We start from the raw sequence: 11797 nt of genomic DNA, 5'->3' as shown, positions 1-11797 counted from the left end.
GGTGGTCGCGCCCGACGGAACGGTGCTGACCGGGGAGCGCTCCGGCCGGTTCGTGATCCGCGCCGTCGACGGGACCATCCGCGAGCTCGCCGCCGATCTCGACGACCTCTACGCGTCCGGCGAGACGGGCCTCATGGGCATCGCCCTCGCGACGGATTTCGCCGCGTCCAGAACCATCTACACCTGCCAGGGCGTACAGAGCTCCGCAGGCGGAACCGGTAGCGCCGGAACAGGAAGTGCCGGCGGCGGCAGCGACAACCACATCGCCGTCCTGTCGTGGACCGTCGATCCGGAGTGGACCGCACTGACGCGCACCGGCACCCTCGTCGACGACATTCCCGTCGCCGACGGCGGTCGCCACGGCGGCTGCAGAATTCTGGCCCACCCCGACGGCACCCTGTACGTCGGCACCGGAGACACGGCGTCGCCGACGGTTCCGCAGGATCGGAACTCGTTGGGCGGCAAGGTTCTACATATCAATGCCGACGGTTCACCGGCCGCGGGATCACCGGATCGCATCTTCACTCTGGGGCATCGAAACGTGCAGGGCTTGGCGATTCGTCCCGGCACGGATCAGATCTACGAGGTGGAGCAGGGCACCTCCCGAGACGACGAGCTGAACCTGCTGGTGCCCGGCGGCAACTACGGATACCGCCCCGATCGACTTCCGTTCATCTACGACGAGTCGGTACCGATGACCGATCCCACCCGCGTGCCCGGAGCACTAGCCGCGGTGTGGAGCTCGGGTAGCCCCGCCATCGCCACGCCCGGGCTGACCTTCGCGGACGGCGCGAGTTGGGGTTCCTGGAACGGGGCCGCAGTGATATCGAGTCAGCAGGAAGAGAAGCTCGTGTTTCTCAAGCTGTCCGAGGACGGCACAGAATTCGTCGACGAGGCTGACGCCCTGGTGGGTACCTACGGACGACTGCGCTCACTCACCAGCTTCGGCGGCGCCGGCGCATTCCTGCTGACCACCGACAACGGATCGGACGACAAAGTTCTGCTCGTCACCCCCGCTGCCGACTGATGTGCGGCCCCGAGGTCGTCGAGACGGTCAACCGCAGAATCGGACGTAGGGCACTGTTCGGGTCGTTGGGGGCCGCCGCGTTGACCGTTGCGACGGCCGGAGCGGTGCGCGCCGAACCCGTTGTGGCGTCGGCGATACCAGCGGGCCGACTCGTGGACCTGACCCACACCCTGAGCCCGACGTTCCCGGTGTGGCCGGGCAGCGAACCGTTCTCGATGCGGCCGGTCGCCGCCTACGAGCTGGGCGGGTTCCTGGTGAACAAGCTCTCGTACTGGGAGCACACGGGCACGCACATCGACGCCCCGGCACACCGCGTTCGCGGCGGCGCGACGGCCGACATCCTGCCCCTCGAAGATCTGATCGCTCCGCTGGTCGTACTGGACATCTCGGCCAGGTCCGCATCGGATCCAGAAGCTGTGGTGACGACCGAGGACATCGCGCAGTGGGAGCGCGAACACGGTCGAATACCCGATCGCGCATTGGTGGCGATGCACAGCCGATGGCAGAACAGGCTTGCCGAGCGTGCTGCCCCCGGCTTCGGCGCAGACGCGGCTCGGATGCTGGTCCGCGAGCGCAACGTCGTCGGGATCGGGGTCGACACGCTCAGCCTCGACCGCATGAACGACCGCGAATACCCGGCTCACACAGCAGTTCTCGGGGCAGGCCGATACGGAGTCGAGGCACTGGCGAATCTGGACGCGGTGCCCCCGGCAGGGGCGACGGTCGTTGTCGGCGCACCGAAGCACGCGGGCGCGACCGGCGGTCCCTGCCGGGTCTTCGCGATAGTTCCCGGCTGACCCGGGTTTCCGGCTGAACCCCGGCTACGCGTCAGTGCGCGTGGCTGGGGTTCGCGGCCGGCTCTTCCTCGGTTCCCGCCCCTGGCTCTCCGAGCATCGCGGCACCGACCAACGCGTCGGGAACCCCGAAGCCGTCGACGAGCAGTTCGGCGTGCGGACGCAGCGTCCGGCACCGCTCGTTGATGGCACGGGTGACGGCCTTGGATCGCTCGGTCGACAGGTAGCGGTGCTCGATGAACCAGGCCTTGTCCGCCTCGATCACCGACAGCGCGTACAGGTCGCAGACCTCGTCGAGCAGTTCCTTGGTGGTGGTGTCCTCGCAGGATTCGATGCCGGCGATGAACGCCTCGAAGATGATCCGATCGATGTGCGCACTCGCGGCATGCAGCACGTGATCCTGCACCGCGTTGAACGCCTCGAAAGGAGTGGTCTCCTTGGACTTGGACTGCAACCGGCGCGCGACGGTCGAGAGCAGGTACTCCTCACGATCTTCGAACATCTTGACCTGGGTGCCGCGGTTGAACAGCGAGCCCTCTTCCTCGTTGTCCTGACGGCGGTCGAGGATGGTCTGCATGATCGCCTGAGCCGCAGTGCGTTTGACGACGCGGTCGCCCACCATGTCGGCGGCGAACTTGACCCATTCGACCGGGCTCATGGACTTGACGTCGTCGGCGTACGCGGTGAGCAGTTCCTTGGCCACCAGCTGCGTCAGCACATGGTTGTCGCCCTCGAACGTGGTGAACACATCGGTGTCGGCCTTGAGTGAGATCAACCGGTTCTCGGCGAGATAGCCTGCGCCGCCACAGGCTTCGCGGGCTTCCTGGATCGCGGCGGTCGCATGCCAGGTGTTCGCGGCCTTGAGGCCTGCTGCCCTGGACTCGAGCTCGCGCTGCTCCTCGGCGTCGGGGTTGTCCGCGGTCTGCAGCTCGTGCATCTTCGACACGAGCTCGTTCTGCGCGAACTGCAGGGCGTAGGACTTGGCGATGAGCGGGAACAGTCGACGCTGATGCACCAGGTAGTCCATGATCAGGACCTCCTGATCGGAATCCGGTGCGGAGAACTGCCTGCGCTGCAACGCGTATCGCGTCGCGATGTCGAGGGCGACGCGGGCCGCCGCAGCGGCGCTGCCACCGACCGTGACGCGACCGCGGATCAACGTACCGAGCATCGTGAAGAACCGTCGAGACTTGTTCTCGATGGGGGAGGAGTACGTACCGTCGTCGGACACATCGGCGTACTTGTTGAGCAGGTTGTCTCGCGGGATGCGGACGTGATCGAACATCAGGCGGCCGTTGTCGACGCCGGGGAGACCGCCCTTGTACTGACAGTCCGAGGTGGTGACACCGGGCAGGTCGTCACCGTTCTCGTCGCGGAGCGGAACGAAGAAGCAGTGCACACCGTGGCTCTCGGGCTCCTCGCCCGGGCCTGCAGTGATGAGCTGAGCGAACACCGCGGCGACGGTGGCGGTCTCGGCGGCACCGCCGATGTAGTCCTTGCGCGAGGACGGCGTCGGCGAGTTGATGACGAACTCGTCCGTCTTCGGGTCGTACGTGGCCGTGGTCTCGAGGGACTGCACGTCGCTGCCGTGTCCGGTCTCCGTCATGGCGAAGCAGCCGAGCAGATCGAGACTGATGATCTTGGGGACGTAGGCCTCGTGGTGGCGTTCGGTGCCGAGATTCTCGATGGCACCGCCGAACAGCCCCCACTGGACGCCGGCCTTGACCATCAGGGAGAGATCGCTCATCGCGAGCATTTCGATCATCGTCACCGCGGCACCGACATCTCCGGTGCCGCCGTGCTCCTTCTTGAAGCCGTTGTCGGCTGCACCGGCAGCGGCGAGCAACTTCATCTGTTCCATTGCCTTGGTGCGGGCGATGACGGTGTTCGGCGTGTAATGCGGACGGAACTCGTCGCGTGCAAGTTGCTGACGCGCCTGGTTCTTCACATCTCGCCAGCGGCCGTCCAGAGTGTTCCGAAGGTGATCCGTTGTGGTTGCCATACTCGACGGTAACCTTTTGCGGCCGCCTGTGAAGGCCGGAAAGTCAGACCGGCCAGACGAATTCTCGGAACACGGCCCGGCAGCTGCGCCAGAAGCCCTTTTTCGCGTACGGACCGTCGTGGAACAACGACGCGCAGTTGTCCTCCATGGCCCGGTTCACCAGGGGACTGAAGTCGGTGAACTCGCCGACCAGGAACTCCTTGAAGCCCTCCGGCCACGCGTGCTGGGCTGGTTCGTGTTGTGCCTCCACGACCGCGAGTGTAATGCAGCGGTAACACCGATGTTACAAATCCCACTCACTTCATCAACGCGAACGCCTGCTGCGCGACGAGGAACGCGTAGCTGGACGGAATCAGATCGATCGCGCCGTCAGCCCGGAACTGCTCGGTCACGATCCAGTCCTGGCCGGCCGCGTCCGTGGCGAGGAATGCGCCGGCCAGATCACCGGGAGCGCTGCCGCCCTTGAAGCCCGAGTACGGCCACAGCGCCGCGTCGAGCTGCACGCCCGGGGTGATCGCGAGAATGCGGCGGTTCTCCTCGGCTCCCGGGCCGTTGGCCAGATACCCCATGGCAGCGCAGACGTCCTGCGCATTGGCGAACCATTCGACACCGTCCGCCGACGCCGGATTGTCGAGGAAGTTCTCGAAGTCGATTTCGAGCGGCCTCGCGTCCGCCCGTTCGAGCAGCTCTGCCCGGGTGGCGGGGTCGGCCCCGGACCACTCTTCCCGCATGTCGGGATCGCCGAATCCGATGACGAAGAACTGCCGGGTGTCCATCATCGGCGTCATGACGGACGGGTCGTGATGACCCATGACGCCGAGTTGGCGTTCGACCCGGTCGCGGCCGAGGCGTTGCATCAGCAGGTCGGTTGCGGTGTTGTCGGACAACGAGATCATCTTCTCGGCCGCCTCCCGAACCGACACCTTCGTGCCGTCGGGCAGATTCTGCAGTTCACCCGACGGCGCACTCTTGGTGGCATCACGAACGGTGAGCTGGTCTTCCCAGCGGATGTTGCCTGCGTCGATCTCGTCGGTGAGCGCGCCGAGAACGTACAGCTTGAACACCGATCCGAGGGGAAGCACCGAGTCCGCGTTGACGGAGTAGATCGATTCGCAGTCGCCGCCGTTGAGTCGAGACGCGCTGTAGGCATAGTTCGGGGCGACCTTCGACAGTGCCGCGTCGAGATCGTCGAACGACGAGATCGTGGGGGTGTCCGGCCGGGCCAGGAAGCCGTCGAGCTTGCCGTCGGTGCCGATCGACGTCGTGATCGTGGCCGGGATGCCCGCGGTGGTGAAGTGCAGGACACCGGAGTTGGGACCGGCCTCGAAGCTCGTGGCCACGTTCGGTGCGCCTGCCCGCAACTGTTCGAGTGGGGTGGCGAGCCCACCCAGCGGTGCGACGGCCTCGGCCAGCTCGGGGCCGGTGACTGCCTCGACCTCGGCGGGGTCGGGTGCGTTCTCGGCGTTGATCCACCGCAGGATGCGTTCGTTGACTGCGCCCACGGGAGTGGAGGTGTCGACGGCGAAGTCCGGAGCGGTCGTGGTGGGCACGGGCGCAGCGGACGTGCCCCCGCAGGCGGAGAGCGCCAGAGTGGCGGCAACGACCACTCCCACGAGTCTCGTCACGGTACGCGTCGTCATGCTGCGATGCTAATGGATTCGGACATTTCGCCACCCGTCCAGTCTCGGTACGGCCGGACGGGCGCTGTGGCAATGTGCTCTGGCGTGCTGACTTCCGAAGACGTCCGTCGAATCGACTCCGACCATCTCTGGCACCCCTACAGCCGGTTCCCGGCGGATGCGACGCCGCTGCTGGTCGACAGCGCGTCGGGAGTGCGACTGACGTTGGCCGACGGCAGGCAACTCGTCGACGGCATGAGCTCGTGGTGGGCGGCGGTGCACGGCTACCGGCATTCGGTGCTCGACGCCGCCGCGCACGATCAGCTGGGTCGAATGAGCCACGTCATGTTCGGCGGACTGACACATGCTCCGGCGGCCAGGTTGGCCGAGCTGCTGGTCGACATCACCCCCGCGGGGCTCGAGAAGGTGTTCCTCGCAGATTCCGGATCGGTCTCGGTGGAGGTCGCGGTGAAGATGGCGCTGCAGTACTGGCGCGGACGCGGCGAGAACGGACGCACTCGGCTGTTGACCTGGCGCGGCGGATACCACGGAGACACGTTCGCGCCGATGAGCGTGTGCGACCCGGACGGCGGCATGCACACGCTGTGGACCGATGTGCTCGCGAAGCAGGTGTTCGCTCCGGCTCCGCCCGCGGAGTTCGACGCCGGCTACGTCGCCGAATTCGAGCGGGTACTCGCCGAGCACGCGCACGAACTGGCGGCGATCATCGTCGAGCCGATCGTGCAGGGCGCAGGCGGAATGCGGTTCCACGACTCGCGCTATGTGCTGGAACTGCGCCGATTGGCCGACGAGTACGGCGTACTGCTGATCTTCGACGAGATCGCGACCGGATTCGGTCGAACCGGGGAGTTGTTCGCTGCCGACCACGCGGGTGTCGCACCGGACATCATGTGCGTCGGCAAGGCACTGACCGGTGGATATCTGACCTTGGCGGCGACGTTGTGCACCACCGAAGTGGCCGAAACCGTCTCGGGCGGCGAGGCCGGGGGTCTGATGCACGGGCCGACGTTCATGGGTAATCCACTGGCGTGTGCGATCGCGGTGGCGTCGGTGGAACTGTTGCTCTCGCGCGACTGGCGCGCCGAGGTCGCACGTCTGGCGTCGGGGTTGGCCGACGGCCTCGCGCCGGCCCGGTCCTTGCCGGGAGTCGCCGATGTTCGCGTTCTCGGCGGCATCGGCGTCGTCGAGATGCGCAGTCCGGTGGACATGGTTCGAGCCACGGCAGCGGCCGTCGACGCGGGTGTGTGGCTGCGGCCGTTCGGCCGTTTGGTCTACGCGATGCCGCCGTACATCTGCACCGAGGAGGACGTGACGGCCATTGCAGGCGCGATGCTGGCGGTGGCCCGAAGCCATAATTGAACAGTGTTCAAGTATGGTGCTGCCATGACCGCTCTGGAGTGGCTCGACGCCACCGCGCACGCCCGACGCGAGGCCGGCCTCGAGCGCGTCGTGCTCCCCCGCACGGCCGAGGAGGCGATCCTCGACCTGGCTTCGAACGACTACCTCGGCCTGTCCAGGCATCCGGCCGTCATCGACGGAGCCTGCGCTGCCGTGCGCCGGTGGGGCGGCGGATCCACCGGATCGCGGCTGTTCACCGGCACGACGACGGCGCACGAGCGACTCGAGGAGAACCTCGCCGATTTTTTCGGAGCCGAGGCGGGACTGGTGTTCTCCTCCGGCTACACCGCCAACCTCGGGATCGTGACGGCACTGGCGGGCCGCGACGCGTTGGTGATCTCCGACGCCGCGTCGCACGCCTCGCTCATCGATGCCTGTCGCCTGTCTCGGGCCCGAGTGGCCGTCGCTCGGCACTGCGATACCGGCCATGTCGACGAGCTGTTGCGGGAGCGTCCCGAACAGCGGGCCCTGGTGGTGACCGACTCGGTGTTCAGTGCCGACGGCGATCTCGCGCCACTGGCCGAGCTGTATGCGGTGTGTCGGAGGCGAAACGCGGTGCTCGTCGTCGACGAAGCGCACGGGTTGGGCGTACGCGGGGACGGCGGCCGAGGAGCCGTCCACGAAGCAGGCCTCGCCGGCGCACCCGACCTGGTGATCACCGCAACGCTGTCCAAGGCCCTCGGATCGCAGGGCGGGGTGGTTCTCGGGCCGGCAGCGGTGCGCACTCAGGTGCTGCACACTGCGCGCACGTTCGTGTTCGACACCGGCCTCGCGCCTGCCTCCGTGGGCGCGGCAGCGGCCGCGTTGACCGTCCTGCGCGGCGAACCCGAACGGGTGCACTCGATCGGTGTGCGAGCAACGCAACTGGCCGCCGCAGCGGGCGTCGAAGCGACGAAGTCGGCGGTGGTCCCGGTGGTTCTGGGCGACGCGCAACGTGCGGTGCAGGCGGCTGCGGACTGCCTCGAGCTCGGCGTCCGCGTCGGATGCTTCCGGCCACCGTCGGTTCCGGCCGACGGGTCTCGACTCCGACTGACCGCGCGCGCCGATCTCACCGACGCCGATGTCGACCGTGCCGCGTCGGTCCTCGCGGCTGTGTTGAATGCGGCGGTATCGAATGCGGCGGTGTTGTGGTGACGGTTCTGCTCGTGACCGGAACGTCGACCGGCGTCGGCAAGACCGTGGTGACCGCGGGTATCGCGGGTGCCGCGCGCGCAGGCGGATGGACGGTGGCGGTGTGCAAACCGGCGCAGACCGGCGTCGGAGGTGACTACCCGGACGAAGCCGATATCGATGTGGTGCACCGGCTTTCGGGAATTCGGGGAGTGGAGCTGGCGCGATACCCCGAGCCACTGGCTCCGGACGTTGCGGCGCGCCGATCGGGTCGGCCGATGCTCGAACTCGACGCTGTGGTCGACACCGTGCGCACGCTGGACGCGGCCCACGACCTCGTGCTTGTCGAAGGTGCGGGTGGAGTGGCGGTGCGTCTGGGCGCAGGAGGATTCACCGTGCTCGACATCGCCGGGGCCGTGTCTGCGCCGATCGTCGTCGTGGCCGGTGCAGAGCTGGGAACGCTCAACCACAGCGCGCTGACCACTGCCGCGGCGCGGGCGGTCGGGGTCGACTGCGCAGGGCTGGTGATCGGATCGTGGCCCGCCGAGCCGAGCCTTGCCGCGCGGGTCAACCGCGACGAGCTGCCCCTCGTGACGGGGGTCGGGCTGATCGCGCGCATCCCGGAAGGAGCCGGCCGACTCGCATCGCGGGCCTTCGAAGCCCTGGCCGTGGGTGCCTTCGGCGAGTTTACCGAGTCGTTACTCGGGTACCCGCCGTAGAGAATCTGCCGTCTCGGCATTCGAAAACAGACGGGAAACAGACACCATGAACACCACCGTATGGATCATCGTTGCAGTAGTAGTCGTTCTCTTGGTCATTGCCATCGCCGTGGTCGTTGCCCGCAAGAGCAAGGAACGTAAGAGATTGGAAGCGAACGAGATTCGCGAAAAGGCTGCCGATCAATCCTCTGTCGTCGAGGAGCGTGAACTGATGGCGCGCGAAAGCGAAGCCAAGGCACGCCGCGCGCAGGCAGAGGCCGACGTCAAAGCAGCCGAGGCGGAGAAGCTCGCACAGCAGGCGCAGTCTCACCAAGGAGTTGCGGCGTCGTCACGCGACGAGATGGAATCGCAGTTCGAGCGTGCGAATCGAATCGACCCGGACGTGAAGAACGGCAAGAACATGACAGGCGATCGGAACGTCACAGGTGACCGGAACATCGCCCATGACCGCACTGTGGCAGATGACCGCACTGTGGCACATGACCGGACCGTGGCGGATGACCGGACTGTAGCGCATGACCGGACCGTGGCAGACGACCGGAACATTGTCGGTGACAGGAACGTCGTCGGTGACCCGAATGTGGCGGACGACCGGAACATCGCCGGCGATCGGAACGTGATGGGCGATCCGGATGTGCCCCCGACGGCACCCCGGCACGAGCGGAACTAGTCGGTCGAGTTGTGCGGTAGTTCGAGCTCGACGACATCGTGCTCGCCCAGGTTCGGACGCTCGTTGGTGATCTTCGCCTTGGCGTAGGCCAGCAGGTTCGACACCTTCGAGCCGGGCGTGGACCAGTACTCGGCTCCCTCGGCGGCCACGTGGATCAGAGCGACCTCGCGCGAATCGGGGTTCTTCTCGAACCATGCGGCCGCCCGGGTGTTCCACAGCTCCTCGGCCTTGGTGGTGTTCTCGACCACCGCGGCCGTACCGGACAGCGACACCCAGCCTTCACCGGACTGGAACGAGACGTTGACCGTCGGGTTCGCCGCGATGTCGCCCACCTTCCGGGAATCGGTGGCGGCGAAGAACCACAGGTCGCCGTCGAACTCCGCTTCCTGAAGCGCCATCGGGCGCGAGATGAGGTGGCCGTCCCGGCCGACGGTGGTGAACATGCAGAGCCCGGCTTCGGACATCAATTGAGCGACTTTCGTGACGCCGTCCCCGGGGTTGTCGGCGCTTGTTCTCTCGGTGTTCGTCATCGAAACCAACTACCCGGTGTGTAGCTCGCTCAACCGTTAAGGTGACAAAACGGACACGAGTACCGGGAGGCTGCGCATGGGAAAGAACCTCGACAAGAACAATCGGCCGGACCTGCGCGTGAGCAACGACGAACGTGAGGCCGTCGTGACCACCCTCGGTCTGGCGATGAGCGAGGGCCGCTTGACGTTGGTCGAGTACGAACAAAGGCTCGACGCGGTGTGGGCGTCGACGACTCGCGGTGATCTGGACGAGGTCGTGCGCGACTTGCCGGCCCCCGAGAAATCGACGGCAACGGATGTCGCTCGTACGACGAGCGAGTGGCGGGAGTATCTGGACGAGTGGCGCTGGTGGCTCGGTGGTGCCGTCGTCATGAACGGAATCTGGGCCGTTCAATGGATCTCCGACGGCGAACCGACCTCCTACTGGCCCCTGTGGCCCCTCGGTATCTGGGGCATCATCCTGGTCGCGATGGTGTTCATGCCCGAGGAGAAGAAAACCGACGACTGAGGCCGGCGTCGACCGCATTATTACGCCCTGTAGTTGGTGATTTCGCCGAACCTGGGACACTGGAAGACGTGACTGTTTCTCCCGGCGACGACGCCCCCGTATCGGCCCAACTCTTCGCCCGCGCGAGCGAGGTCATTCCCGGCGGCGTCAACTCGCCGGTACGCGCCTTCGCGTCGGTCGGCGGAACGCCCCGCTTCATCACGCAGGCCAGCGGATACACGATGACCGACGCCGACGGAAAGTCGTACGTCGACCTCATTTCGTCCTGGGGTCCGATGATCCACGGACACGCCCACCCGGCCATCGTCGAGGCCGTCCAGAAGGCGGCCGCAACAGGCCTGTCTTTCGGTGCACCCACCGAGCGCGAAATCGAACTCGCCGAGGAAATCGTGCGTCGCGTCGGCCCCGTCGACCAGGTTCGCCTTGTAAATTCGGGCACAGAGGCCACCATGTCCGCCGTGCGCCTGGCCCGTGGATTCACCGGCCGAACCAAGATCCTGAAATTCTCCGGCTGCTACCACGGCCACGTCGATGCCCTCCTGGCCGACGCCGGCTCGGGACTGGCCACCTTCGGGCTGCCGACCTCCCCGGGAGTCACCGGCGCACAGGCGTCGGACACCATCGTCGTTCCCTACAACGACCTCGCCGCCGTCACCGCGGCCTTCGAGGCCAACCCCGGCCAGATCGCGTGCATCATCACCGAGGCAGCTGCAGGCAACATGGGAGCAATTCCGCCGGTCACCGGCTTCAACGAGGGACTGCGCCACCTCGCGACCGAGCACGGCGCGCTGCTGATCATGGACGAGGTGATGACGGGATTCCGCGTCAGTGCCTCCGGTTGGTACGGCATCGACGGTGTTGCCGGTGACCTCTACACCTTCGGCAAAGTCATGTCCGGCGGATTGCCTGCCGCCGCATTCGGCGGTCGAGCAGACGTGATGGCCTACCTCGCGCCCGCCGGACCGGTGTACCAGGCAGGGACGCTCAGCGGTAACCCCGTCGCCGTCGCGGCCGGTCTGACGAGTCTGCAACTGGCCGACTCGGCCGTCTACGAGAAGCTGCAGACCAACTCGCAGCGACTCGGAACACTGCTCGGCGACGCTCTCACCGCCGAAGGCGTCACCCATCACGTCCAGTTCGCGGGCACTATGGTGAGTGTGTTCTTCGCCGATGGACCCGTCACCGATTACGCGCAGGCCAAGGCCGCGCAGACGTGGCGATACCCGGCGTTCTTCCACGCCTTCCTCTCCCGCGGTGTGTACCCGCCGCCGAGCGCCTTCGAGGCCTGGTTCGTCTCGGCTGCCCTCGACGATCGAGCCTTCGAGATCATCGCCGACGCAGCCCCCGCCGCCGCGAAAGCAGCGGCCGCCGCCACCGCTCCTCAGTGACGTCTGCACCG

General features: G+C 66.6%; 12 protein-coding genes. 8 read left to right on the top strand and 4 right to left on the bottom strand.

Annotation, left to right across the window (positions count from 1 at the left end; genetic code table 11):
- On the top strand, positions 1–1027 hold a 1027-nt coding region (locus tag A2J02_RS02695), incomplete at its 5' end, for a PQQ-dependent sugar dehydrogenase (protein ID WP_068046402.1).
- Positions 1027–1824 carry a cyclase family protein gene (locus A2J02_RS02690; RefSeq protein ID WP_068046398.1) on the top strand — a complete coding sequence of 266 codons (798 nt, stop codon included), beginning with the start codon at positions 1027–1029 and terminating at the stop codon, positions 1822–1824. The genes A2J02_RS02695 and A2J02_RS02690, both read left to right, overlap by 1 nt.
- 31 nt (positions 1825–1855) lie before the next feature.
- Here A2J02_RS02690 and A2J02_RS02685 read toward each other — a convergent pair whose 3' ends face one another.
- The 3 genes from A2J02_RS02685 to A2J02_RS02675 are packed head-to-tail and all read right to left on the bottom strand — an operon-like array spanning position 1856 to position 5463.
- Positions 1856–3823: an acyl-CoA dehydrogenase family protein gene (locus tag A2J02_RS02685; protein ID WP_068046395.1), complete on the bottom strand. Its 1968-nt coding sequence runs from the start codon at positions 3821–3823 to the stop codon at positions 1856–1858.
- 43 nt (positions 3824–3866) lie between these two features.
- Positions 3867–4073, bottom strand: coding sequence for an inositol 2-dehydrogenase (locus A2J02_RS02680; protein ID WP_068046392.1), 207 nt, complete (start codon positions 4071–4073; stop codon positions 3867–3869).
- Between the two features lie 46 nt (positions 4074–4119).
- Positions 4120–5463, bottom strand: a complete 1344-nt coding sequence (locus tag A2J02_RS02675; protein WP_068046389.1) for a serine hydrolase — start codon at positions 5461–5463, stop codon at positions 4120–4122.
- A gap of 72 nt (positions 5464–5535) precedes the next feature.
- Here A2J02_RS02675 and A2J02_RS02670 point away from each other — a divergent pair, with 72 nt between their 5' ends.
- From A2J02_RS02670 to A2J02_RS02655, 4 genes are read left to right on the top strand one after another with little or no spacing between them, the layout of a single operon-like run.
- On the top strand, positions 5536–6822 hold the full coding sequence (locus tag A2J02_RS02670; RefSeq protein WP_068046385.1) for an adenosylmethionine--8-amino-7-oxononanoate transaminase: 1287 nt from the start codon (positions 5536–5538) through the stop codon (positions 6820–6822).
- 24 nt (positions 6823–6846) lie between these two features.
- Positions 6847–7995 (top strand): 8-amino-7-oxononanoate synthase, encoded by a 1149-nt coding sequence (locus A2J02_RS02665; RefSeq protein ID WP_068046427.1) that lies wholly within the window; start codon positions 6847–6849, stop codon positions 7993–7995.
- Positions 7992–8690, top strand: coding sequence for a dethiobiotin synthase (bioD, locus tag A2J02_RS02660; protein WP_068046423.1), 699 nt, complete (start codon positions 7992–7994; stop codon positions 8688–8690). The genes A2J02_RS02665 and bioD overlap by 4 nt, the downstream gene beginning before the upstream one ends.
- A 46-nt stretch (positions 8691–8736) precedes the next feature.
- Complete coding sequence (locus A2J02_RS02655) at positions 8737–9360, top strand: hypothetical protein (RefSeq protein WP_068046383.1); 624 nt, start codon at positions 8737–8739, stop codon at positions 9358–9360.
- Here the strand turns inward: A2J02_RS02655 and A2J02_RS02650 are convergent.
- On the bottom strand, positions 9357–9890 hold the full coding sequence (locus A2J02_RS02650) for a pyridoxamine 5'-phosphate oxidase family protein (RefSeq protein WP_068046380.1): 534 nt from the start codon (positions 9888–9890) through the stop codon (positions 9357–9359). The two genes, A2J02_RS02655 and A2J02_RS02650, sit on opposite strands and share 4 nt — an antisense overlap.
- A 76-nt stretch (positions 9891–9966) precedes the next feature.
- Here A2J02_RS02650 and A2J02_RS02645 point away from each other — a divergent pair, with 76 nt between their 5' ends.
- Together A2J02_RS02645 and hemL are read left to right on the top strand one after the other, a co-directional pair.
- Entirely contained in the window at positions 9967–10398 is a 432-nt protein-coding gene (locus tag A2J02_RS02645) for a DUF1707 SHOCT-like domain-containing protein (RefSeq protein WP_068046377.1), read from the top strand.
- A gap of 68 nt (positions 10399–10466) precedes the next feature.
- Entirely contained in the window at positions 10467–11786 is a 1320-nt protein-coding gene (gene hemL / locus A2J02_RS02640; protein ID WP_068046372.1) for a glutamate-1-semialdehyde 2,1-aminomutase, read from the top strand.
- The last annotated feature ends 11 nt before the right edge of the window (positions 11787–11797 follow it).

It is taken from the genome of Rhodococcus sp. EPR-147 (assembly GCF_001647185.1).
Lineage (GTDB): Bacteria > Actinomycetota > Actinomycetes > Mycobacteriales > Mycobacteriaceae > Rhodococcoides.
Note: the sequence above shows the minus strand (reverse complement) of the source record. Positions and strands in the feature narration are given on the sequence as shown.

What these genes read in the sequence shown, in the direction of transcription:
- A2J02_RS02690 (WP_068046398.1), top strand. Translation starts at nt 1,027, where the DNA reads ATGTGCGGCCCCGAGGTCGTCGAGACGGTCAACCGCAGAATCGGACGT.
- A2J02_RS02685 (WP_068046395.1), bottom strand. Translation starts at nt 3,823, where the DNA reads ATGGCAACCACAACGGATCACCTTCGGAACACTCTGGACGGCCGCTGG.
- A2J02_RS02675 (WP_068046389.1), bottom strand. Translation starts at nt 5,463, where the DNA reads ATGACGACGCGTACCGTGACGAGACTCGTGGGAGTGGTCGTTGCCGCC.
- A2J02_RS02670 (WP_068046385.1), top strand. Translation starts at nt 5,536, where the DNA reads ATGTGCTCTGGCGTGCTGACTTCCGAAGACGTCCGTCGAATCGACTCC.
- A2J02_RS02665 (WP_068046427.1), top strand. Translation starts at nt 6,847, where the DNA reads ATGACCGCTCTGGAGTGGCTCGACGCCACCGCGCACGCCCGACGCGAG.
- A2J02_RS02655 (WP_068046383.1), top strand. Translation starts at nt 8,737, where the DNA reads ATGAACACCACCGTATGGATCATCGTTGCAGTAGTAGTCGTTCTCTTG.
- A2J02_RS02650 (WP_068046380.1), bottom strand. Translation starts at nt 9,890, where the DNA reads ATGACGAACACCGAGAGAACAAGCGCCGACAACCCCGGGGACGGCGTC.
- A2J02_RS02645 (WP_068046377.1), top strand. Translation starts at nt 9,967, where the DNA reads ATGGGAAAGAACCTCGACAAGAACAATCGGCCGGACCTGCGCGTGAGC.